The following is a 22915-nucleotide window of genomic DNA, read 5'->3' on the forward strand; positions in this document are numbered from 1 at the left end:
TCCGAACCGGCGGTTATAGTCCGCGACCCGCGGCCACACTTCGGTGAGGCAACGGTTGAGCCGGTGAAATTCCGGCACCGACGGTGAAAGTCCGGATGAGAGGCGCACGATGTCGCAGCGCTGTGCGCTGTGGCCGCTTGGGTGACCAAGCAACCCCGGAATGCGTGAGCACACGAATCCGGAGGATGAATGGCCACCGACATCGAGATCAGCGCGATGCGTCGTGCACTCGACGCCGCTCGAGCTACCGTTCGTACGCTGCCCAATCCGCGCGTCGGGTGCGTACTGCTGAGCCCGGACGGCAAGGAGTTGGCAGTTGGCGCTCATCACGGTGCGGGCACACCGCACGCCGAGGTGGACGCGCTCCAGCAGGCAGGCGAGGCAGCTCGTGGCGCCACCGCCGTAGTGACTCTCGAACCGTGCAACCACACGGGCACCACGGGACCGTGCACCAAGGCGCTGATCAAGGCTGGAGTCGCCCGCGTGGTGTTCGCGCAGATTGACCCGAACCGTACGGCCTCGGGCGGCGCCAAGACGCTCAAGGCCGCAGGTATCGACGTCGAGTCGGGACCGTTGGCTGCCGAAGCCACTGACCTCAACGAGGAGTGGACGTTCGCGATGACGGCGGGCCGCCCGTTCGTGACGTGGAAGTACGCCGCGACCCTCGACGGTCTCAGCGCTGCTCCTGACGGCACCAGCAAGTGGATCACCAGCGAAGAAGCTCGCCGTGACGTGCAGGTGTTCCGTGCTGAAGCCGACGCCATCGTGGCCGGTACGGGCGCCGTCATCGCTGACGACCCGCGCCTCACAGTGCGCGATGCGAAAGACCTTCCTCTGCCGTTCGACCGACAGCCGCTACGCGTCGTCGTCGGCGAGACGAAGATCCCCAACTACTACCGCGTGTTCGACCGGGTTGCCCCGACGCTGTTGATCCAGTCACGCGACCCCGAGGTCGTCATGCAGAAGCTCGTCGAGAACAACATCCGACACATCTGGCTGGAGGGCGGACCGCGCCTGGCGGGTGCGTTCTGGAACGCCGGCGTCATCGACCGCATCATCGGCTACATCGCCCCAGCCATGTTGGGCTCTGGCCGAGCAGCGCTCGAGGGCGAGGCCACAACCTTGGCCGACCTGCGGCCCATCACGATCGACGACCTCACGATGGTCGGTCCTGACATTCGCATGATCGGAACGCCCGGACGTATGCAGCGAGAGGACTTTGACTGATGTTCACCGGACTCGTGGAGGAGAAGGGCACGATCACGGCCGTCGAGGAGCTCGGCGACTCCGTACGGATCACTATTCGTGGACCGCTCGTGACCTCCGACGCCAAGCACGGCGACTCGATCGCGATCAACGGCTGCTGCCTGACCGTGATGGCCCAGGACGGCGACACGTTCGCCGCAGACGTCATGCAGGAATCGCTCGACAAGACGTCGCTCGGCGACCTGGCGGTTGGCGACGAGGTCAACCTCGAGCGCGCGACGCAGTCCGGCGCGCGCCTCGGCGGCCACATCGTGCAGGGTCACGTCGACGGCACCGGCACGATCCTCGATCGCACACCCAGCGAGCACTGGGAGGTCGTACGGATTGCCCTGCCGCCCACGTTGGCCAAGTACCTCGTCGACAAGGGCTCGATCACCGTGGACGGCACGTCGCTGACAGTCGTCGAGGTTGTCGACGCCGCTGAACCGTGGTTCTCGGTGTCGCTCATCCCGACCACCCTCGCCGACACCACTCTCGGCACCAAGTCACCCGGCGACCGGGTCAATCTCGAGGTCGACATCCTCGCCAAGTACGTCGAGCGCCTGCTGGGTGTTCGTGCAGAAGGAGCAACATCATGACTGAACATGCGAACGTTCGCCTTGACAGCATCGAGCGCGCGATCGCGGACATCCGTGACGGCAAGGCGATCATCGTTGTCGACGACGAAGGCCGTGAGAACGAAGGCGACATCATCTTCGCCGCGAGCAAGGCCACGCCGGAGCTGATGGCGTTCCTGGTGCGCTACTCGAGCGGGCTGATCTGTGCGCCGACCACCGGCGAGATCCTTGACCGACTCTCGATCCCGCTGATGACCCCGCACAACCGCGAGATGATGCGCACGGCGTACACCATCTCGATCGACGCACGCGACGGCATCACCACCGGCATCTCGGCCGCCGACCGAGCCCGTACGTGCCGGGTGCTCGCCGACTCTGCAACCGAGCCGTTCGAGCTCAACCAGCCGGGTCACATCCTCCCGTTGCGCGCGAAGGACGGGGGAGTGCTCGAGCGTGGAGGTCACACCGAGGCTGCTGTCGACTTCACCCGCCTCGCCGGGCTCACCCCGGCTGGCGTCATCGGTGAGGTGCTGCACGACGATGGCACGCTGATGCGCGCACCGGCCTTGCGTGAGTTCGCAGACGAGCACGGTCTGGCACTCGTGTCGATCGAGGACCTGCAGGTGTTCCGACGCTTGCACGAGACCCAGGTCAAGCGCCTCGCCACGACGCGCCTGCCCACCGAGTTTGGTGAGTTCACGGCGTACGGTTTCCGCGACCAGATCGATGGTGCTGAGCACATTGCGCTGGTGTTCGGGGACCCCGGTACGCAGGACGTGCTCACCCGTATCCACTCCGAGTGCCTCACGGGTGACGTCTTCGGATCGCGTCGCTGCGACTGTGGCCCTCAGCTCGAGCTGTCGATGACTGAGGTCACCGCTGCCGGAGCAGGCATCGTCGTCTACCTGCGAGGCCACGAAGGTCGCGGTATCGGTCTGCTTCACAAGCTGCAGGCGTACGCCCTGCAGGACAGCGGGCGCGACACGGTTGACGCCAACCTCGACCTCGGGTTCGGCGAGGACGAGCGCGACTACGCCGCTGGCGCCCAGATCCTCCGCGATCTGGGAATCACGTCAGTACGACTGCTGACCAACAACCCTGACAAGACGACGGCACTCGAGGCATATGGAGTCAAGGTCACCGAGCGGCTGCCGCTGGTGGTTGCTCCGACCGAGGACAGCCTGCGTTACCTGCAGACGAAGGCCGAGCGCATGGGCCACGACCTGCCCGGACTCGGAGACTCAGAATGAGCGGGGCAGGAGCGCCGGACCTCTCGGTCGACGCAACAGGTGCACGTGTCGCTGTCATCGCATCGAGCTGGCACACGGAGATCATGGATGGCCTGATCGCAGGTGCACAGCGCGCATTGGCGGACTCCCGCGTCACGGACGTGACTCTCGTACGTGCGCCCGGCTCGTTCGAGCTGCCGATCCTGTGTCAGGCCTACGCCCGCGCGGGCTACGACGCGGTCGTTGCGCTCGGCGTCATCATTCGTGGCGGCACCCCGCACTTCGACTACGTATGTGCGGCGGCGACCGACGGACTCAACCGTGTTGCCCTCGACACGGGCGTGCCGATCGGGTTCGGCTTGCTGACCACCGACGACGAGGCTCAAGCTCTGGATCGTGCCGGTCTGCCCGACAGTCGCGAGGACAAGGGACGCGAGGCAACAGAAGCCGCGTTGTCCACCTGGAACGTCCTGCGCACCCTGTCGACACCGCGCGGATAGACTTCGGGGCGATGAAGACCTTCGACGATCTATTCGCTGAGTTGTCCGACAAGGCAGCCAGCCGCCCTGAGGGCTCGCGCACTGTCGCCGAGCTCGATGCCGGCGTGCACGCGATCGGCAAGAAGCTCGTCGAAGAAGCAGCCGAAGCCTGGATGGCCGCCGAGCACGAAGGTGCCGAGCGGGCCGCCGAAGAACTCAGCCAGCTGCTCTACCACGCCCAGGTCATGATGATCGCCTCCGGAATCACCCTCGACGACGTCTACGCGCATCTGTGACGGCTGGCCGCAATGCGGTCATCCGTGCCTCCGACTCCGTCACAGAACCCTGAGAAGAGAAACTGATGCTCAAGATCGCCGTACCCAACAAGGGCGCCCTTGCCGAAGCCGCCAGCCAGATGCTGGCCGAAGCTGGCTACCGGCAGCGCCGCAATGCAAAAGACCTCGTCACCCTCGACCCCGACAACGACGTCGAGTTCTTCTACCTGCGTCCTCGCGACATCGCGATCTACGTAGGTGAGGGCACGCTCGACGTCGGAATCACCGGACGTGACCTGCTGCTCGATTCCGGCGCACATGCAACCGAAGATGTCGCGCTCGGATTCGGCGCCTCGACGTTCCGTTTCGCTGCGCCGATCGGCAAGATGAGCTCGGTTGACGACCTCGCCGGCACGCGCATCGCCACCTCGTACGAAGGCATCGTTGGTGCGTACCTCGCCGAGCGCGGCATCGAGGCCGAAGTCGTACGCCTCGATGGTGCCGTGGAGTCGTCCGTGCGCCTGGGTGTCGCCGATGCCATCGCCGACGTCGTAGAGACCGGCAGCACGCTGCGTCAGGCCGACCTGGAGGTGTTCGGCGAGCCGATCCTGTCGTCCGAGGCAGTGCTCATCACCCGCCAGGACACGCCCAATCCGGACGGTTTCGACGTGTTCAAGCGTCGTCTCGATGGCGTCATCGTCGCGCGCACGTACGTGATGATGGACTACGACATCCGCGTCGAGCAGGTTGAGCGTGCTGTCGAGCTGACCCCCGGCATCGAGTCGCCGACCGTGTCTCCGCTTCATCGCGAAGGGTGGGTCGCCGTGCGCTCGATGGTGCCGCGCGACTCCGCCCAGCGCGTCATGGACGGGCTGTACGAGCTCGGTGCACGCGGAATCCTCGTCACGGACATCCTGGCGTGCCGGATCTGAGGACGTTCAGACCTGGCGGCTCGCGCATCGTTGCGTACGGCGTCTCGGTCATCCTGGTCGTGCTCACCGCGATCATCGGGGTCGCGCTGCCGTCGTACGTCACGTTCACGCCGTTCGAGCTGGCAACCCTTGCCGCAATCCTGATCACGGTGCTTGCCTTGCTGCACGCGGTCGGGCGCAGCGTCGTACGGGTGACCGGTGACGGTGTGGAGGTCATCAACGGCTACAGGCGTCGGTTCGTGCCATGGGCGGACATCAAGGGCTTCGCGATGAACGAAGGCGCACCTTGGCCGACGATGGTTTACGGCGACGACGAGCGCGTCATCCTCTTTGCGATCCAGCGATCCGACGGCCCATACGCCAAAGAGGCCATGACCTACCTCCGCGGGTGGGTCCAATGAGTCATGAGCGCGATCTCGCTGCGCCGGCGTTCCCAGATGACGACGGGCTGACGGACCCGCTCCTGGCCCCGGCGCTTGGCGACGATCTGGCGGTGATCGAGGCATTCGCGGAGGCACGAATCTTCGTTCCGATCATCCCTCTCCTTGGCGAGGTTCCGGCCGACGGTGACAAGAACGCCGACATGGCGGCGGTGCTGATGACCGGCGCTGACGGTCGTACGGCATTGCTTGCGTTCAGCAGCGTGCAGACGATGGCCGCCTGGGATGCGCAGGCGAGGCCCGTACCCGTCACCGGGCGAGACGCGGCCCGCGCAACTCTCGCCGAGGAAGCCAGCGCGCTGCTGCTCGATCTGGGGAGCCCGTCGTTCACGGTCGTCGAAACCGTGGACGTCGAGCACCTAGCAGCAGGCCACGTGTTGGTCCGCTCGGCTGCCGGCAGCGTCTGGCTCGTGGACTGACTCAGCCGCTCGTATGGACAGCGCCCAGTGGCATTGAGCCAAGCGGGACTGAGATGTGCACGCTGCCATCGCGGCGTTCGATCCGAGCCATGAATCCGGCGTTCCCCACGGCGCGAAGCAACTTGTCATTCGACTCTGCAGTGATCAGGGTCAGTCGTTCCGCGCCGCTGTCTCTGGCGTGGCTCGCGGCGCGGCGCACCAGAAGTGTCTCGAGGTTGCCCCCGATGTGGGTGTCCTGGATCAGCAGCCGGAACGTCCAGATGCCCTCGAGCTCCTCGAGCAGACCGTGCGCAACCACTTCACTCCCTTGCTGGACCACGAGAGCCACTCCGTTGTCTGGTGCGACGAGTCGGCGAGTCATTCGTGCGGTCATGGGTAGCTGCAGCGGGACCTGATAGCGATCGAACAGGGTCTTGTCGCTACACCGATCGTGGAGCCCGACGACCGCTTCCACGTCCGACAATGACGCCTGGCGTACGACGGGCACCTGGGAGCTCGGCAACGTGGTTACTCGAGCGGTGGCGCCTGCCGCCCCGCGGGTGAGAGCGAGGAATGCCTGAGCACGACCCTTCTCGATCGGCGTGAACGGGCCAGCTCTGCTGATGCTCAGCGCTGCACCGTTGCGTCGGGGGAGCTCGAGGACATCATGACCCGCGTAGTCCGCTACATCTGGTGGCTCCGTCTCGAGGAGTTCTGCAAGCACGTCCGCGACGTCGCGCCCGTCCTCGAGCACCTCGCGCACCCCCTGCAGGTAGCGCGTGGCCGAGTCGACCGTTGCGCCCTGATCCACACGAGTCACTGAGACCTGCGAACCGCCAGCACTTTCGAACAGGTGGGCGATGTCGAGGTCGGTCCAGCCCTCGGGAGCACTGACGACAAATACGTCCGTCACTCGCTCGCCCATGGCGAAGACCTGCATGCCGAGGATGTTGACGTCGGCGGCACCACAGGCCAGCGCCGTCTCGGCCAGAATCCCTGGCCGATCCACGAAGGTCGTCCGCACTCGCCACATCATGTGTCCAGAGTGACTGCTGGGTCTTACCGCTCGACGTCAGCCATGTTTCGTCTGTGCAAACAGTTCCTTTTCGGTATTCGCGAGCTGATTGACCGCCGTACGGGTGACTGTCACGCTCTGGCCCATGAAGCGATTCCTGGTGGCGTCCGCTTGGGCTGTGCTGATCGGCGTGGCGCTCGGCGTAGTCGCCCGGCTGATCATGCGCCTGATCACGATCGTCGAGGGTGACGAGCCGGAGTTCACGGTTGGCGCGACGGCAGGGATCGTCAGCTTCTTTGTGCTCGCGGCGCTTGGCGGGGCGTGGGGTGGGCTGCTGACTGGCCGACCGCGCACCGCACTCGCGCTCGCCGCTGCGCTGACCTTCCCGGTGACGTTGCTCGGTGTGGGAATCGGAGGCGGGGATCTCGTCCAGTCAGTTGAGGATCAGTCGCCTGGCGTGTTCGCGCTCATTGTGTTCGGCACGATCCTCATCGCAGGGTGCGTTTTCGCCTCGCCGACGCTCTCGTGGCGGAGGGCTCGCCGACTGAATTAGGTGTCAAAACGCCTCCGCTGATATCCTTGAGGACGAAGTGGAGGTCCACCTCCCACCTGCTTGGTCACAAGACCTTGGGGTTACGCCAGACAGAAGTATGTAGGTCTCCGGATCTGCGTCCACATGACTGGCCGACGGCGTGTTCCAAATACGGGATACGCCACCGGTGGCCTTCGTTTCTTACGGGGGCCATTTTTTGATGGCCTCTCACATGATCTCAGGAGGATCCATCACCACAGAGCTGCGCGTCAACGACCGAATCCGCGTTCCAGAAGTTCGCCTCGTCGGTCCTGGCGGTGAACAGGTAGGCATCGTACGTATCGAAGATGCCCTGCGACTGGCTGCTGAAGCCGATCTCGATCTCGTTGAGGTTGCTCCGACAGCTCGTCCTCCCGTTTGCCGACTCATGGACTACGGCAAGTTCAAGTACGAGACGGCACAAAAGGAACGCGAGTCCCGCCGCAACCAGACGCACACCATCATCAAAGAGATGAAGCTGCGTCCCAAGATTGATCAGCACGACTACGACACCAAAAAGGGTCACGTCGTCCGATTCCTCAAGGCCGGCGACAAGGTCAAGATCACCATCATGTTCCGCGGTCGCGAGCAGCACCGCCCCGAGCTGGGTTACCGGCTCTTGCAGCGGCTCGCTGGCGATGTCGAGGAGCTCGGTTTCATCGAGTCGAACGCCCGCCAGGACGGTCGCAACATGACGATGGTGCTCGGCCCGCACAAGAAGAAGTCCGAAGCCCAGGCAGAGGTCAAGGCCGAGAAGGTCAAGTCCATGGGCGTGAAGGCTGCTGAGAAGGAGGCCGACGAGGCCGCCGACAAGGCACACCGCGAAGCCGCCAAGAAGGTCGCAACACCCAAGAAGCCACGTCGTCGTTCAGAGAACCTCGACCCAGACATGGAGGCATAAATGCCGAAGTTCAAGCCCCACTCGGGGATGAAGAAGCGCGTCAAGCTGACGGGCAGCGGAAAGCTCCGTCGCGAGCAGACCAACCGTCGTCACCTGCTCGAGGTCAAGTCGTCCTCGCGCAAGCGTCGCCTCGAAGGCACGACCGACGTCTCCAAGGCTGACGTCCCGCGCGTGAAGAAGATGCTCGGTCTCTGACCGCGCCACCCCCGACATTCCGAAGATCTGAAGGAGAACTGAGATGGCACGCGTCAAGCGCTCTGTCAATGCACAGAAGAAGCGCCGCCAGACACTGGAGCGCGCTGCGGGCTACCGCGGTCAGCGTTCGCGGCTCTACCGTAAGGCCAAGGAGCAGGTCACACACTCGCTCGTCTACAACTACCGTGACCGCAAGGCCAAGAAGGGCGACTTCCGTCGTCTCTGGATCCAGCGCATCAACGCTGCCGTCCGCGCTGAAGGTCTGACCTACAACCGCTTCATCCAGGGCATCAAGGCCGCTGGTGTCGAGGTTGACCGCAAGATCCTCGCCGACATGGCTGTCAACGATCCCGCGTCGTTCTCGGCGCTGGTGCAGCTGGCGAAGGACAACATCCCGGCCGACGTCAACGCGCCGAAGGATGGCGCCGCGGCCTGACCGCGGTTCCTCCCCACACGGCGTTCGTTCAAAACAAGTGGCGAGCCTGCCTGGTGAGCTCACCGTCCGATCCGGACGTGTGAAGTACGCCAGGCGGCTCGCCACTCGTGCGTTCCGCGAGTCCTCCGGCGAATTCCTCGCCGAGGGACCGCAAGCCGTACGCGAGGCGCTCGACATCGAGGGTGCAACCCTCGAGGTGTTCGCCACCTCGACGGCAACTGATCAGCACGCGGACCTTCACGCAAAGGCCGAGGCTGCTGGCGTTGCGTGGAACGTTGTCACTGACGACGTGGTCGAGGCAATCGCCGATACGGTCCAGCCGCAGGGCGTCGTCGCCCGCTGCATCGCGATCGATCAGACCCTTGACGAGCTCTTGGCGACCAAGCCGACGTTTCTTGTCGTCTGCGCCCACATCCGCGACCCTGGCAACGCCGGTGCCGTGATTCGCGTGGCTGACGCAGCGGGCGCAGACGGCGTGGTCTTCGGGGGCGACAGTGTCGACCCATACAACCCCAAGTCAGTGCGCGCGACCGTCGGCAGCCTGTTCCACCTGCCGATCGTGATCGACAAGGACCTGTCCGCAGTCATCGTGCGACTGCAGGGTGCCGGGCTTCAGGTTCTGGCGGCTGACGGCGGGGGAGTAGTCGGCCTGTACGACGCCGAGCTCGACCTCTCGGCTCCGACTGCCTGGCTGATGGGCAACGAAGCATGGGGACTCCCGGCGGAGGTGCAGAGCGCCGCCGACCAGGTGGTCGCCGTGCCGATCTACGGCAAGGCAGAGAGCCTCAACCTCGCCACTGCCGCAGCTGTGTGCCTCTATGCCACAGCCCAAGCTCGCGCCTGACACGACCGCGATCGGGCCGCCGATGTCGTACGAAGTAGTTCGTTGGTACTAGATTCACCATCCATGGACCTCGACGACTTCCCGGACGGCATCATCATTGCCGGACCCGACGGCGCCGTTGAGTATGTCAACCACCGGGTCAGGGTCATGGCTCGGGCTGAGGGCGACGAGATGATCGGCATGCACCTGCGTGAAGCCGTTCCGTTCGATGACCTCAACGGCAACTCTTGGTACGACTCCACCAAGCCGTACGAAGGCCTTGCTACGCGAACGCGCATCTCCGAGCAGTCGTGGTGGTCTCCCAAGGGCAGCGAGTACCTGATCACGGCGTCGATGCTGCGGGAAAAGCCTGGCGGACCTGTGAAGCAGGTGGTCGTGAGCATCCGCAACGCTCGCGTCCGCAACCAGCGTGATCGCGAGCGGTCTGACCTCGTCGCCACCGTCGCGCACGAGCTTCGCTCACCGCTGACTGGCATCAAGGGATTCACCTCGACGCTGCTGACCAAATGGGACAAATTCTCCGAGGAACAGCGCCAGTTCATGCTCGAGACGGTTGATGCGGATGCCGACCGGCTGAGCAGGCTCATCACTGAGCTGCTCGACGCCGCCCGAATCGACGCAGGCAGACTCACGCTCAAGCGTGGTCCGGTCAAGCTCGACGAAGTCGTACGTCACGTCCTGCGCAACGTTTCCGGCGGATCGACCCCGCCGTTCGAGGTCAGCATCGGCGAGAACCTCGACCTGATCTGGGGCGACAGCGATCGTATGTCGCAGGTCGTCACGAACTTGGTCGAGAACGCGTTGCGTCATGGATTCGGGCTGAGGCAGGTGTCGGTCATGAACGCTCGGGTGTCTGGCGAGGACGGAGTGGCCCTCCACGTCGTTGACCAGGGCCCAGGCATCCCCGAGGAGATGCGTCAGAGGGTGTTCAGCCGCTTCTGGCGATCGGGTCCAGGCGCCGGCAGCGGCCTCGGCATGTACATCGTTCGAGGCATCGTGCTGGAGCACGGGGGACAGGTCGAGATCACCGATGCCGATGGTGGCGGCGCCGACATCAGTGCATGGTTCCCGATCAATGAGCCCGACGCGCTGACCGACTGATCACGGCACACCTGCCGACCGATAAAGTCGACCGCACCACCCCACGCGAAAGGTCGGCATGTCCGCGCCCAACTCCGAGTACGACCCCGTCGAAGTCACCCCGTTGCGGGCTGACGAGGTCACGCGCATGCGCGACGAGGCGTTGGCGGCGATTGCGGATGCCGACTCCATCGAGTCGATCAAGCAAGTACGCATAGACCACGCGGGTGACCGATCACCGCTGGCTCTTGCCAACCGTGAGATCGGCGCGCTGCAGCCGCAGGCTCGCAAGGAAGCCGGACAGCGCGTCGGCGAAGCTCGCGGCGCAATCAACCAGGCGCTCGCGGCCAAGACCGCCGAACTTGAGACCGCGGCCGAGGAAGTCGCTCTCGTGACCGAGGCCGTCGATGTCACGCTTCCGGTGGATCTTCGGCCATTCGGCGCGAGGCACCCCATCACCACGATCCAGGAACACGTCGCCGACATCTTTGTCGCGATGGGTTGGGAAGTCGGCGAAGGGCCGGAGGTCGAGGCCGAGTGGCTCAACTTCGACGCTCTCAACCTTGGACCCGACCACCCGGCTCGAACGATGCAGGACACGTTCTGGGTGAGCCCCGAGTCCGCCGCGATGGTTCTCCGTACGCACACGTCACCCGTGCAGGCGCGCACGATGCTGACCCGTGAACCCCCGATCTACATCGTGTGCCCCGGACGCGTCTTCCGGACCGATGAGCTCGATGCCACCCACTCGCCGGTCTTCCACCAGCTCGAGGGTCTGGCAATCGACGAGGGACTGTCCATGGCGCACCTCAAGGGCACCCTCGATCATCTCGCCCAAGCGATCTACGGCGACGGTATGACGACGCGGTTCCGCCCCTCGTACTTCCCGTTCACCGAGCCGAGCGCCGAGATGGATCTGCTTTGCTACGTCTGCCACAACGAGCCGGACGCGGTCGCGGCTTGCCGTACGTGCAAGGGCGAAGGCTGGGTCGAATGGGGTGGGTGCGGAGTCGTCAACCCGCGTGTTCTGATCGCCTGTGGTGTCGATCCGGAGCGCTACTCGGGCTTCGCCTTCGGGATCGGACTCGACCGTACGATCACCTCTCGCTACGACATCGCCGATCTGCGCGATGTATTCGACGGCGACATCCGCTTCACCGAGCCGTTCGGAGTCGAGCTGTGAGCGAGCGCCAGCTGGGGGTCCCCCCACGAGCCCTGCGAGTAGGGGGCGTGAACCATCAATGCATCGCGGCCGTGGCCCCGTATTGTCTCCGCACCTCTGAAACGGGGTTGCGGCCGTGAGGGTTCCCGTTTCCTGGCTGCGAGAGATCGTGGCTGTACCCACTGACGTGACGACCGAGCAGCTCGCCGCACGTCTCACGGCATTCGACCTCAAGCTCGAAGAGATCATCGGCGACTCGGTCGTCGGTCCACTCGTCGTCGGTCGCGTTCTCACGCTTGAGAAGGAAGAGCAGAAGAACGGCAAGACGATCAACTGGTGCCGCGTCGATGTCGGTCCAGATCACAACGACGCTGAGGGCGGTCGGGGAATCGTCTGTGGCGCCCACAACTTCGTCGAAGGCGACCTGGTCATCGTGTCGCTACCCGGGGCCGTGCTGCCCGGTGGTTTCGCGATCGCCGCACGCAAGACGTACGGGCACGTGTCCGACGGCATGATCTGCTCCAGTGCTGAGCTAGGCCTCGCGGGCGATGCCAGCGGCATCATCGTCGTCGAGCCGGGCACAGCTGAGGTCGGCGACGATGCGATCGAGCTGCTCGGTCTCGGCGCAGAAGTGCTCGACCTCGAGGTCAACCCCGATCGCGCCTACGCGTTGTCGATGCGTGGAGTCGCTCGCGACACGGCGCTCGCCTACGGGCTCGACTTCTCCGATCCGGCAGACATTGACGTTCCGTCCACGAGTGAGGGCTACCCGGTCAAGGTCGAAGACTCCGAACGCTGCCCGGTCTTTGCCGCGCGCATCGTCAAGGGATTTGACCCCACTCGCCCGACGCCGCGGTGGATGGCTCAACGCATCGAGCAGGCCGGTATGCGGTCGATCTCGCTGGCCGTTGACGTCACCAACTACGTGATGATTGAGCTCGGCCACCCGATCCATGGCTACGACCTCGCCAAGCTCCAGGGCGACATCATCGTACGCACCGCCAAGAAGGGCGAGAAGCTCACCACGCTCGACGGAGTAGCGCGGACCTTGTCGGTCGAGGACACCGTGGTCTGTGACGACCGCGGTGCCATCGGTCTGGCCGGCGTGATGGGAGGCGAGGACACCGAGCTCTCCGAGACGTCGACTGAAGTCCTCGTCGAGGCGGCGCACTGGAACCAGGTGGCCACGGCTCGTACGGTTCGCCGGCACAAGCTTCCGTCCGAAGCATCCAAGCGCTACGAGCGTGGCGTCGACCCCGAACTACCCGCGCGCGCGACCCAACGTGTCGCAGAGCTGCTCGTTGAGCATGGCGGCGGAACGATCGACACAGGCCTGACTGTGGTCGGAACTGCACCCAAGCGCGCTGCCGTCACGATGAGCGTCGAGCTGCCCGGTCGCGTGTCAGGTGTGGACATCGACGCCGCAACGGTGGTGTCTGCTCTCGAGGGCAACGCGATCGACGTCGCACTCGATCACGACACGGTCACCGCCACGCCGCCGAGCTGGCGTTTCGACATCAATGACCCCTACGACATGGTCGAGGAGGTCCTGCGCGTTGTCGGATACGACAAAGTGCCCTCGGTGCTGCCTGAAGCTCCCGCCGGTCGCGGACTCACCACCTCGCAAGTCATCCGTCGACGTGTCGGCATGGTTCTCGCGGGTGAAGGACTGATCGAGGTCAAGACGTTCCCGTTCGCCGGTTCGGCCGACTGGGACAGGCTTGGGCTCGCGGCTGACGACGCGCGACGCACGCAGGTGCTGCTCGCCAACCCGCTGTCGGCCGAAGAGCCCGGTATGACGACAACGCTCCTCACGGGCCTGTTCAAGGCGCTCGTGCTCAACATCGGCCGAGGTCATACGGACGTCAGCATCGTCGAGACCGGCCGGGTGTTCATCCCACGCGGCCATGGCAAGGCGCCCATCTACGGCGTCGACGCGCGCCCGTCGGACGAGCAGCTTGCTGCCCTGTACGACGCGCTGCCGGATCAGCCTCAGCACGTCGCGTTCTTGATGTCAGGAGCACGCGAGCGAGGCGGTTGGACCGGCGCCGGTCGAGCAGCGACATGGAGCGACGCTGTCGCGGTCGTCCAACACATCGCTGACGCCCTGCACGTGGACCTCTCGGTCGAGCAGGCACAGCACATGCCGTGGCACCCGGGACGATGCGCAGCGTTCGTCGTCGACGGCGCAATCATCGGTCACGCTGGCGAGATTCATCCGCGGGTCCTCAAGGCGTACGGGCTTCCTCCACGCGTGGTTGGTGCCGAGATCGACCTGGACGCCCTCATCGCCGTAGCGCCGCGAGTGGGCCCGCGCCCCGACTTCTCGACGTTCCCGGTGGCGAAGGAAGACCTCGCATTCACCGTCGACGTCGACGTACCTGCTGCCACGCTTCAGCACGCACTTGAGGGCGCGAGCGAACTGATCGAATCAGTACGCCTGTTCGACGTCTACGAAGGTGACCAGCTGCCGGAGGGCAAGAAGTCACTGGCGTTCGCTCTGCGCCTTCGTGCCCCGGATCGTACGTTGACCGACGACGAGATCAAGTCGGCCCGCGACGCTGCGATTCAAGCCGCAGCAGCCGCGGGCGCAACCCTGCGTACTTAGGCGCTTCGTTCAGAACGTGACAGTCGGGGGAGCGGCCTGCCCTTCAGGCGCGTCGTAGAACTCGCGAGCCGAGACACCGGCGATGCCGGTGAAGAACAGCCACGGGATCGTCTTGACCAAACCGTTCAGCTTGGCGACCGCATCGTTGTAGAACTGGCGCGCGAACGAGAGCTTGTTCTCGGTCTCGGCAAGCTCGGTCTGAAGCGATTGGAAGTTGGCAGACGCCTGGAGCTCCGGGTATGCCTCGGCGACAGCGAGCACGTCGATGATGGCTTTGCTGAGCTTGGCGTCCGCCGCTGCCTTGTCGGCGGGTGAGCCGTCCTTGGCTGCCTTGGCCACACCGGCGCGGGCTTCCGTAACGGCCTCAAACACGCCCTTCTCGTGCTGGGCGTATCCCTTGACGGTGTTGACGAGGTTCGGAATCAGGTCGGCACGACGGGTCAGCTGGACGTCGATTCCGCCGAGTGCCTCCTGCGCGCTGATGTCGGTGCGCCGCAGCTTGTTGAATGCGTAGACGGTGAACAAGGCGAGTACGGCGACGATCGCCACGATGATCCAGAGGGTAGACATGGTTCTCCTTCAGTCAGGTTCGGAAAGGTTGGGGTTACCAGGAGCCGCCGCCGCCACCTCCACCGCCGCCGCCTCCGCCACCACCGCCGCCGCCTCCGCTGCTGCTGGAGGACTGGGTGGCTGCGTAAGCGCTGATGGAAGAGGACAACGAGGACTCAAATCCGGAGTAGGCGTCGTGGTTGCCGAAGAAGCCCAGGCCACCGGAGCCGGAGTCCGTGGAGGAGTACCAGACGGGCGTCGGTGCAGCCGAACCCGTGGCGACCTCGTACTTCTTGGCCCAGCGATCTGCGCAGTCAAAGGCGACGGCGTACGGGATGAACGAGGTGTAGAGATCCTTCTTGCCGCTGAAGTCGAACCTCGTCTTGGACGAGTCAGTCGACAGCATGCGCTCAAACCCTCCGGCCCGGGACCACAGCTCGCGTCCGAGCGTCGTACGGCGCTGGCCGACACCTCGCGTGAGTAGTCCGATGCCACCGATGACGAATGCGGCGAGCGGAAGGACGTACAGGGTCACCGGAGGCTGGATGAAGATCACCATCGCGGCAGTCGCGATGGCAGAGACGACCACCGCGACACGGGCAAGCCATTCGGAGGTGGACGTCTTGGAGGCTCCGATGCCGGCTGCCCACGCTGCGGTGGCGCCGTCGATTCCGCCTTTCACGGTTTGCAGGGTTTGGCCTGACGAGACCGAGGAGGGGGAGGACTTGAACGTGCCTCCGGGGCTGGTGACACCGAGTCCCGCACCCACGAAGCGGGTCACGTCATCTGTTGCAGCCCATGCCTTCTCGTCGCCGATGCCGGTGATGGTCCACGACTTGCTGCCGTTCTCGGTGAGCTTGGTCAGTCCCTGCTCGGCTTGGTAGAGCAAGGTCGCGACGAGAGCTCGCGACGGAACCGCCTCGTCGGTGATGTACGCGGTCTGGACCGGGCCGAGTCCGTTCGGCGGCTCATACATCACGGGGTAGCCGGGCTCGGGCTCGCGCGACTTGCGATCGAGTCCGTACCCGATGGCCATCGCGGCCAGCGCAAGGCCCAGAAGCGTCGCGACAACGGGGACACTTCGACCGAGCACTCGGTCGTACGCGATGGGCCACGGCACGGTGACGCGGTCCGGGGTGGCAACTGGAAGGCCGATGCGGACTGTCACGGGCGTGCGCGGTGCGAGCGGCCCGGTGCTGATCGTGACGCGATCCGTGCCGGCACCTTCGATCGTGCACGGTCCCGTGCCGTCAAAGCTGGAGGTGCACTGGACCTTGCCCGAAGGCTTGGGCAGCGTGATGTGGATCGTCGACTTCTGGATGTCCATCTGCCAACCAGGTGCGACGACATTCCAGTTGAACACCGACTGGGCCTTCTGCTTGTCGGTCCAGCTCGAGGAGGCGAACTCGCCGGGGTTGGCCGATGTCGGTGAGAGTGCGCCCTTGATCGTGTACGTGATCGTGTACTCGTGGATGCCGGGTGACACGTAGCTGTCGGGGTCCCCGATCTTGGCGACCCGGTAGCGACGACCGTTCTGCCATTGCAGCTCGTTGGGCACCGACTGGCCATCGAGCGAGACCTTGATGTCCTCGGGGGTCAGCCGGACGTTGGAGTCAGTCGGATCAGCAAGGTCCCAGAACCTGAAGATGCCGTGGCGACCGGACGGGAAATCCGCCTGGATGACTTCCTTGGCAGCCAGTGTTCCGTCTGCACTCACGACGTAGTCAGCCTTGTAGTGGGTGATCGTCACGGGATCAGGCGAGGTGGTGGTGGTGCTGGGGATCATGCCGGCGAGCACGGGGATCACCAAGACCCCCGCGGTCAGGAGCAACGCAAGAATGCGCAGCGCAGTCCGCTTCATGAACTGCATCCTAGGGGCGCACGGCGCGCCCGCGGGAAGTATTCATGCCAGACCCGACATGCAAGAAATTGCAGGAGTGTGCAAGAATGTGAGGCATGTCCAAGGTTCTCACTCATCTTCCCGTCGGCGAACGCGTCGGCATCGCCTTTTCAGGCGGCCTCGACACGTCCGTTGCTGTCGCCTGGATGCGCGACAAGGGCGCCGTGCCCTGCACCTACACGGCTGACATCGGTCAGTACGACGAGCCGGACATCTCAGGCATCCCGGGTCGCGCCATGGAGTACGGCGCCGAGCTCGCGCGGTCGATCGACTGCAAGCGGCCGCTCGTCGACGAGGGCTTGGCCGCACTCGCCTGCGGCGCGTTCCACATCCGCTCGGCCGGCAGGACGTACTTCAACACGACCCCGCTCGGCCGTGCCGTCACCGGCACCCTTCTGGTCCGGGCGATGCATGAGGACAACGTCAACATCTGGGGCGATGGCTCGACCTTCAAGGGCAACGACATCGAGCGGTTCTATCGGTACGGCCTTCTGGCCAACCCTGAGCTGCTGATCTACAAGCCGTGGCTTGACGCTGAGTTCGTCGCTGAGCTGGGCGGCCGTCACGAGATGAGCCAGTGGCTGACTGAGCGCGATCTCCCTTACAGGGACAGCCAGGAGAAGGCCTACTCGACAGACGCCAACATCTGGGGTGCGACGCACGAGGCGAAGACGTTGGAGCACCTGGACACGTCACTCGAGTCGGTTGAGCCGATCATGGGCGTCAAGTTCTGGGATCCGGCAGTCGAGATCGCCACCGAGGACGTGACGATCACGTTCGAGGCTGGCCGTCCGGTCGCGATCAATGGTGCGACCTTCGGGGGAGACCCAGTAGCTCTCGTGCACGAGGCCAACACGATAGGTGGTCGCCATGGCCTCGGCATGTCGGATCAGATCGAGAACCGCATCATCGAAGCCAAGAGCAGGGGCATCTATGAAGCTCCTGGCATGGCTTTGCTGCACATCGCGTACGAACGGCTCGTCAACGCGATCCACAACGAGGACACGATCGCCAACTTCCACCAGCACGGTCGCCGGCTCGGACGACTGATGTACGAGGGACGGTGGCTCGACCCGCAGGCGATGATGCTGCGCGAGTCCGTCCAGCGGTGGATTGCCTCGGTCGTCAGCGGAGACGTGACGATCAGGCTGCGTCGTGGTGAGGACTACTCGATCCTCGACACGCAGGGCCCCAACTTCTCCTATCACCCCGAAAAGCTTTCGATGGAGCGGACGGAGAACGCGGTGTTCGGTCCGACAGACCGCATCGGTCAGCTGACGATGCGCAACCTCGACATCGCCGACTCGCGCGCCATGCTTGAGCTCTACGCACAGCAGCCGCTCGATCAGGGCCAGGTCCTGGTCGAGAACGGCACCCTGTTCGGCGAGTTGCCTGCAGGTGGCGCCACGCGGATCGAGGCCAACCCGGTCCTGGTCGAAGACGATGCCGATGACATGGACGAGCACGCGCTCGACGCCGCCGCCATGGAGTTCGGCACCGACTGATCAGTGCACGTCCCTGAAGACATTTCTGCAAAGGTGGAGAGATGACAACGATCACCGCAGCCGTAGCCGGCGCCAGCGGGTACGCCGGAGGCGAGGTGCTGCGCTTGCTGCTGGCGCATCCCGATGTCGAGATCGGTGCACTGACAGCGGCAACGAGTGCCGGTACGCCTCTCGGGCAGCACCACCCTCACCTTGCGCCTTTGGCCGACCGCATTCTCGAGCCCACGACGGCCGAGACCCTGGCTGGTCACGACGTCGTGTTCCTCGGCCTGCCACACGGCCAGTCCGGCGCAGTCGCGGCGGAGCTGGGCGACGACGTACTCGTGATCGACTGTGGCGCAGATTTCCGGCTGCAGTCAGCGGAGGAATGGACCGAGTTCTACGGCGGCGAGCACGCCGGGACCTGGCCCTACGGCCTGCCTGAGCTGATCGTCGGCGATGGTCTTCAGCGGGACAACCTCAAGGGTGTGAACCGCATCGCCGTCCCGGGCTGCAACGTCACCGCGATCACGCTCGGCATCCAGCCCGCAATCGCGGCAGGGCTGGTGGAGTCAACGGACCTCGTCGCAGTTCTCGCCAACGGCTTCTCCGGTGCGGGCAAGGCTCCCAAGACGCACCTCCTTGCATCCGAGGGCCTGGGATCGGCGACTCCGTACGGAGTCGGTGGTGTTCACCGACACGTACCCGAGATCATGCAGAACCTGCGCCTAGCAGGGGCCGATGAGGTCACCATCTCGTTCACGCCGACGTTGGTGCCGATGGCGCGCGGAATACTGGCAACGACGACCGCTCGGCTCGCGCCGGGCGTCGACATCGACGCGGTCAGGGCGGCGTACGACGGGGTCTATGGCGACGAGGCGTTCATCCGTCTGCTTCCTGAGGGGCATTGGCCGACGACCGCGGCAACTCTGGGTGCCAATACGGCTCAGATCCAGGTAGCGATCGACGCCCGCGCCAACCGGCTCGTGGCGGTTTCCGCCATTGACAACTTGGTCAAAGGAACTGCCGGCGGTGCGATCCAGTCCATGAACCTCGCCTTGGGACTCGAAGAGACCACGGGCCTCTCGACCATCGGAGTAGCGCCATGAGCGAGCGCCAGCTGGGGTTCCCCCCAGGACCACTACCGAGGGCGTTCCGCATATCCCGAGTCGTAGGGGGCGCGAATCAAAAGGCATCAGTCATGCGGACGCCTTTGTATCGTGGGTTTCAATCTGAGGCGTCCGGATGAGCGTGACAGCTGCCAAGGGATTCAGTGCGTCCGGCGTTGCAGCCGGCCTCAAGTCGAATGGCGGACCCGACGTCGCGCTGGTGGTCAACGACGGACCGTCGCACGCTGCCGCTGCCGTCTTCACCAGCAACCGCTGCAAGGCCAACCCGGTCCTTTGGAGCGAGGAAGCGATCAAGTCCGGCTCGGCAGTCGCCGTCGTCATCAACTCGGGTGGCGCCAACTGTTACACCGGTCCCGAAGGGTTCGCGACGACTCACCACACCGCCGAGACCGTGGCGACCGCGCTCGGCATCGGTGCGATCGACGTACAGGTGTGTTCGACCGGTCTGATCGGTTTGCTCAACGATCGTGACGCGCTGCTGTCCGGAGTCCATGCAGCATTGGCGTCCAGGTCAACCGACGGCGGCGCGGCAGCTGCCTCGGCGATCATGACGACCGACAGCGTCGCGAAGGAGTCAGTGGCCCACGGCGACGGGTGGACCGTCGGCGGTATGGCGAAGGGTGCCGGCATGCTGGCGCCAGCGCTCGCCACGATGCTCGTCGTCGTCACGACAGACGCTGATGTCGATGCCGACACCGCAAATGCGGCGCTGCGCAGCGCGACGGCTCAGACGTTCGACCGTCTCGACTCTGATGGCTGCCAGTCGACGAATGACACGGTGCTGCTGATGGCGAGTGGAGCCTCAGGCGTCAAGCCGGACGCCGCAGCCTTCACTGAGGCCGTCACCGCTGTGTGCCGCGACCTCGCGATGCAGCTCCTTGCCGATGCCGAGGGCGCTGATCACGAGATCGCGATCGAGGTCGTCAATGCGGCGTCAGTCGACGACGCACTCGAAGTCGGCCGGTCGGTCGCCCGCAGCAACCTGTTCAAGTGCGCGATCTTCGGCAAGGACCCCAACTGGGGACGCATCCTCGCTTCGGTGGGAACGACGCAAGCAGCGTTCGATCCCGCGAACCTGGACGTCGCGCTCAACGGTGTGTGGGTCTGCCGCAACAGCGGGCCGGGGGAGTCACCCGACTCGATCGACCTCTCTCAGCGCGCCGTCAGCGTGACGATCGACCTCAAGTCCGGCTCGGCAACGGGCACCATCTGGACCAACGACCTCACGCAGGCGTATGTCCACGAGAATTCGGCGTACTCATCATGAGCGAAATCGAAACACCCGATCAGTGGCATCCTGAGGACTGGAAGAAGGCGACCGCCAAAGCCGCCACTCTGGCCCAGGCGCTGCCCTGGCTGAAGAAGTACCACGGCAAGGTCATCGTGGTGAAGTACGGCGGCAACGCCATGACCGACGAGTCGCTCAAGATGGCCTTCGCCGAGGACATCGTGTTCCTGCGCCTCGCGGGCTTCAAGCCCGTCGTCGTGCACGGCGGTGGACCGCAGATCAGCGCGATGCTGGACAAGCTCGGCATCGAGTCGGAGTTCCGGGGTGGTCTGCGCGTCACGACTCCCGAGACGATGGAAGTCGTACGCATGGTGCTGACCGGTCAGGTCGGCCGGGAGCTCGTCGGTCTGCTCAACCAACACGGTGACCTCGCGGTGGGACTGTCCGGTGAAGACGGCGGTCTGTTCACCGCCAAGAAGACGAAGCCCATGATCGACGGTGTCGAGACTGACATCGGTCTCGTCGGCGAAGTTGTCGGCGTACGCCCCGAAGCTGTTCTCGACCTCATCGATGCCGGCCGTATCCCTGTCGTCTCGACGGTCGCTCCTGACGTCGACGGTCAGGTCTACAACGTCAACGCCGACACCGCGGCAGCCGCGCTGGCCGTCGCGCTCGGCGCGGAGAAGCTGCTCGTCCTCACCGACGTCGAGGGCCTGTATGCCGACTGGCCCAACAGCACCGACGTCATCGGCGAGATCAGCCCCGAGTCGCTCGCCGAGATCATCCCGACCCTCTCGACAGGCATGATCCCCAAGATGACGGCCTGCCTCAAGGCAGTCGAGGAGGGTGTCAATCGCGCCACCGTCATCGACGGTCGAGAGCCCCACGCCGTGCTGCTTGAGATCTTCACCGACGAGGGCGTTGGGACGCAGGTCGTGCCCGGTGCGCCGACACGCATCCGTACGGCGCTCTACTCGACCAGCGTCACGAAGGACAAGAAATGACTGTCACCGAGTGGACCCAGCGCTACGAAGGTGCCGTCATGAACACCTTCGGTCCGCCGCAGACCGTCCTGGTCCGTGGCGAGGGATCGCGCGTCTGGGACGCCGACGGCAAGGAATACCTCGACCTGCTCGGTGGTATCGCGGTGAACGCCCTTGGCCATGCCCACCCAGCGATCGTCGAGGCGGTCACCACCCAGCTCACCACGCTTGGTCACGTCTCCAACATCTTTGCTTCCGAGCCACAGATCGCACTGGCCGAGAAGCTGCTCGCGCTACTCGGCCATGAGGGGCGGGTGTTCTTCAGCAACTCGGGAGCCGAGGCGAACGAGGCGGCGTTCAAGGCCACCCGGCGCACCGGCCGTACCAAGGTGGTTGCGGCCGAGGGCTCATTCCACGGCCGGACCATGGGCGCACTCGCGCTGACCTCCAAGGAGGCCTACCGCGCGCCGTTCGAGCCATTGCCGGGCGACGTGACCTGGGTGCCGTACGGCGACATCGCTGCTCTTGAGGCTGCCGTCGACGAATCCGTGGCAGCCGTACTCCTTGAGCCGATCCAGGGTGAGGCCGGCGTGGTCGAGCCCTCGGAGGGATACCTCCAGGCAGCCAGGGAAATCACGACCAGGCACGGCGCACTGCTGTGGCTCGACGAGGTCCAGACCGGCATCGGTCGTACGGGTGCGTGGTTCGCGTATGAGGAGTCTGGAGTCGTCCCGGATCTGGTGACCCTCGCCAAAGGTCTGGGCGGCGGCATCCCAATCGGCGCGTGCGTGGCGCTCGGTGACGCTGCAACTCTGCTCCAGCCCGGCAACCACGGCTCGACGTTCGGTGGCAACCCTGTCGCCACAGCGGCCGCGCTGGCAGTCATCTCGACGATCGAGTCCGACAAGCTCCTCGATCACGTCACGACGATCGGGGATCAGCTGCGCCGCGGCCTCGAAGAGCACCGACTCGTCACGAGCACAACTGGCCGTGGCCTGCTGGTGGGAATCGTCCTCGCTCAACCGATTGCTGCCGATGTCTTCAAGGCGGCACTCGCTGCCGGACTGATCATCAACGCACCGACCCCTGATCGGCTCAGGCTCGCGCCGCCGCTGATCTTGACCGAGGACGAGGCATCCCGCGCGGTCACGACCATTCGGGCTGTTCTGGATGAGGTGTCGGCATGAGCGAGCGCCAGCGAGCGAATCAGCAAGCATCAGTCATGGCGTTGCCTTCGTACAATGCCCTTCTCA

Annotated in this window: 24 protein-coding genes and 1 riboswitch; of the genes, 21 read left to right on the forward strand and 3 right to left on the reverse strand. The window is 64.9% G+C overall.

What is annotated here, in order from left to right:
* A riboswitch (FMN riboswitch) is annotated at nucleotides 1-111 on the forward strand. This riboswitch is flagged as partial in the annotation.
* 78 nt (nucleotides 112-189) lie between these two features.
* The 8 genes from ribD (at nucleotide 190) to V6M39_RS04630 (ending at nucleotide 5597) form a co-directional block, all read left to right on the forward strand.
* A complete protein-coding gene (gene ribD / locus V6M39_RS04595) occupies nucleotides 190-1227 on the forward strand; it encodes a bifunctional diaminohydroxyphosphoribosylaminopyrimidine deaminase/5-amino-6-(5-phosphoribosylamino)uracil reductase RibD (protein WP_332642541.1) in 1038 nt (345 codons plus the stop codon).
* Nucleotides 1227-1844: a riboflavin synthase gene (locus V6M39_RS04600; RefSeq protein WP_332642542.1), complete on the forward strand. Its 618-nt coding sequence runs from the start codon at nucleotides 1227-1229 to the stop codon at nucleotides 1842-1844. Before ribD ends, V6M39_RS04600 begins: the two co-directional genes overlap by 1 nt.
* Nucleotides 1841-3073 carry a bifunctional 3,4-dihydroxy-2-butanone-4-phosphate synthase/GTP cyclohydrolase II gene (locus tag V6M39_RS04605; RefSeq protein ID WP_332642543.1) on the forward strand — a complete coding sequence of 411 codons (1233 nt, stop codon included), beginning with the start codon at nucleotides 1841-1843 and terminating at the stop codon, nucleotides 3071-3073. Before V6M39_RS04600 ends, V6M39_RS04605 begins: the two co-directional genes overlap by 4 nt.
* Nucleotides 3070-3552 carry a 6,7-dimethyl-8-ribityllumazine synthase gene (gene ribH, locus V6M39_RS04610; protein WP_332642544.1) on the forward strand — a complete coding sequence of 161 codons (483 nt, stop codon included), beginning with the start codon at nucleotides 3070-3072 and terminating at the stop codon, nucleotides 3550-3552. Before V6M39_RS04605 ends, ribH begins: the two co-directional genes overlap by 4 nt.
* 11 nt (nucleotides 3553-3563) lie before the next feature.
* Nucleotides 3564-3827 carry a phosphoribosyl-ATP diphosphatase gene (locus V6M39_RS04615; RefSeq protein ID WP_332642545.1) on the forward strand — a complete coding sequence of 88 codons (264 nt, stop codon included), beginning with the start codon at nucleotides 3564-3566 and terminating at the stop codon, nucleotides 3825-3827.
* Between the two features lie 65 nt (nucleotides 3828-3892).
* Nucleotides 3893-4738 (forward strand): ATP phosphoribosyltransferase, encoded by an 846-nt coding sequence (hisG, locus tag V6M39_RS04620; protein ID WP_332642546.1) that lies wholly within the window; start codon nucleotides 3893-3895, stop codon nucleotides 4736-4738.
* Nucleotides 4726-5139, forward strand: coding sequence for a PH domain-containing protein (locus V6M39_RS04625; protein ID WP_332642547.1), 414 nt, complete (start codon nucleotides 4726-4728; stop codon nucleotides 5137-5139). Before hisG ends, V6M39_RS04625 begins: the two co-directional genes overlap by 13 nt.
* Nucleotides 5136-5597 carry an SseB family protein gene (locus tag V6M39_RS04630; protein WP_332642548.1) on the forward strand — a complete coding sequence of 154 codons (462 nt, stop codon included), beginning with the start codon at nucleotides 5136-5138 and terminating at the stop codon, nucleotides 5595-5597. The genes V6M39_RS04625 and V6M39_RS04630 overlap by 4 nt, the downstream gene beginning before the upstream one ends.
* Before the next feature lies 1 nt (nucleotide 5598).
* Here V6M39_RS04630 and V6M39_RS04635 read toward each other — a convergent pair whose 3' ends face one another.
* Nucleotides 5599-6612 (reverse strand): hypothetical protein, encoded by a 1014-nt coding sequence (locus V6M39_RS04635; RefSeq protein ID WP_332642549.1) that lies wholly within the window; start codon nucleotides 6610-6612, stop codon nucleotides 5599-5601.
* A gap of 124 nt (nucleotides 6613-6736) precedes the next feature.
* Between V6M39_RS04635 and V6M39_RS04640 the strand changes: the two genes are divergently transcribed.
* The 8 genes from V6M39_RS04640 to pheT all read left to right on the forward strand — a co-directional run bounded on the left by V6M39_RS04640 (nucleotide 6737) and on the right by pheT (nucleotide 14388).
* Nucleotides 6737-7144 carry a hypothetical protein gene (locus V6M39_RS04640; RefSeq protein WP_332642550.1) on the forward strand — a complete coding sequence of 136 codons (408 nt, stop codon included), beginning with the start codon at nucleotides 6737-6739 and terminating at the stop codon, nucleotides 7142-7144.
* 211 nt (nucleotides 7145-7355) lie between these two features.
* Entirely contained in the window at nucleotides 7356-8063 is a 708-nt protein-coding gene (infC, locus tag V6M39_RS04645) for a translation initiation factor IF-3 (RefSeq protein ID WP_332642551.1), read from the forward strand.
* Nucleotides 8064-8258, forward strand: coding sequence for a 50S ribosomal protein L35 (rpmI, locus tag V6M39_RS04650; protein ID WP_332642552.1), 195 nt, complete (start codon nucleotides 8064-8066; stop codon nucleotides 8256-8258). It abuts the gene before it with no gap.
* 43 nt (nucleotides 8259-8301) lie between these two features.
* Nucleotides 8302-8694 (forward strand): 50S ribosomal protein L20, encoded by a 393-nt coding sequence (gene rplT, locus V6M39_RS04655; protein ID WP_332642554.1) that lies wholly within the window; start codon nucleotides 8302-8304, stop codon nucleotides 8692-8694.
* 37 nt (nucleotides 8695-8731) lie between these two features.
* Nucleotides 8732-9538, forward strand: a complete 807-nt coding sequence (locus tag V6M39_RS04660) for a TrmH family RNA methyltransferase (protein WP_332642555.1) — start codon at nucleotides 8732-8734, stop codon at nucleotides 9536-9538.
* A 63-nt stretch (nucleotides 9539-9601) separates the two neighbouring features.
* Entirely contained in the window at nucleotides 9602-10639 is a 1038-nt protein-coding gene (locus tag V6M39_RS04665; protein ID WP_332642556.1) for a sensor histidine kinase, read from the forward strand.
* A gap of 58 nt (nucleotides 10640-10697) precedes the next feature.
* Nucleotides 10698-11801: a phenylalanine--tRNA ligase subunit alpha gene (pheS, locus tag V6M39_RS04670; protein ID WP_332642558.1), complete on the forward strand. Its 1104-nt coding sequence runs from the start codon at nucleotides 10698-10700 to the stop codon at nucleotides 11799-11801.
* A 115-nt stretch (nucleotides 11802-11916) separates the two neighbouring features.
* A complete protein-coding gene (pheT, locus tag V6M39_RS04675; RefSeq protein ID WP_332642559.1) occupies nucleotides 11917-14388 on the forward strand; it encodes a phenylalanine--tRNA ligase subunit beta in 2472 nt (823 codons plus the stop codon).
* 9 nt (nucleotides 14389-14397) lie between these two features.
* Here the strand turns inward: pheT and V6M39_RS04680 are convergent, their stop codons facing one another.
* Nucleotides 14398-14958, reverse strand: a complete 561-nt coding sequence (locus tag V6M39_RS04680; protein WP_332642560.1) for a LemA family protein — start codon at nucleotides 14956-14958, stop codon at nucleotides 14398-14400.
* A gap of 34 nt (nucleotides 14959-14992) precedes the next feature.
* Nucleotides 14993-16798 (reverse strand): DUF2207 domain-containing protein, encoded by a 1806-nt coding sequence (locus V6M39_RS04685; protein ID WP_332642561.1) that lies wholly within the window; start codon nucleotides 16796-16798, stop codon nucleotides 14993-14995.
* A 95-nt stretch (nucleotides 16799-16893) separates the two neighbouring features.
* Here V6M39_RS04685 and argG point away from each other — a divergent pair, with 95 nt between their 5' ends.
* From argG to V6M39_RS04710, 5 genes are all read left to right on the forward strand, one after another.
* Nucleotides 16894-18342 (forward strand): argininosuccinate synthase, encoded by a 1449-nt coding sequence (gene argG, locus V6M39_RS04690; protein WP_332642562.1) that lies wholly within the window; start codon nucleotides 16894-16896, stop codon nucleotides 18340-18342.
* A gap of 41 nt (nucleotides 18343-18383) precedes the next feature.
* Complete coding sequence (gene argC, locus V6M39_RS04695; protein WP_332642563.1) at nucleotides 18384-19430, forward strand: N-acetyl-gamma-glutamyl-phosphate reductase; 1047 nt, start codon at nucleotides 18384-18386, stop codon at nucleotides 19428-19430.
* A gap of 136 nt (nucleotides 19431-19566) precedes the next feature.
* Nucleotides 19567-20718 (forward strand): bifunctional glutamate N-acetyltransferase/amino-acid acetyltransferase ArgJ, encoded by a 1152-nt coding sequence (gene argJ / locus V6M39_RS04700; protein ID WP_332642564.1) that lies wholly within the window; start codon nucleotides 19567-19569, stop codon nucleotides 20716-20718.
* Nucleotides 20715-21683: an acetylglutamate kinase gene (gene argB, locus V6M39_RS04705; protein ID WP_332642565.1), complete on the forward strand. Its 969-nt coding sequence runs from the start codon at nucleotides 20715-20717 to the stop codon at nucleotides 21681-21683. The genes argJ and argB overlap by 4 nt, the downstream gene beginning before the upstream one ends.
* On the forward strand, nucleotides 21680-22849 hold the full coding sequence (locus V6M39_RS04710; RefSeq protein WP_332642566.1) for an acetylornithine transaminase: 1170 nt from the start codon (nucleotides 21680-21682) through the stop codon (nucleotides 22847-22849). Before argB ends, V6M39_RS04710 begins: the two co-directional genes overlap by 4 nt.
* The last annotated feature ends 66 nt before the right edge of the window (nucleotides 22850-22915 follow it).

Origin of the sequence: Aeromicrobium sp. (assembly GCF_036675695.1) — a bacterium.
Classification (GTDB): domain Bacteria; phylum Actinomycetota; class Actinomycetes; order Propionibacteriales; family Nocardioidaceae; genus Aeromicrobium.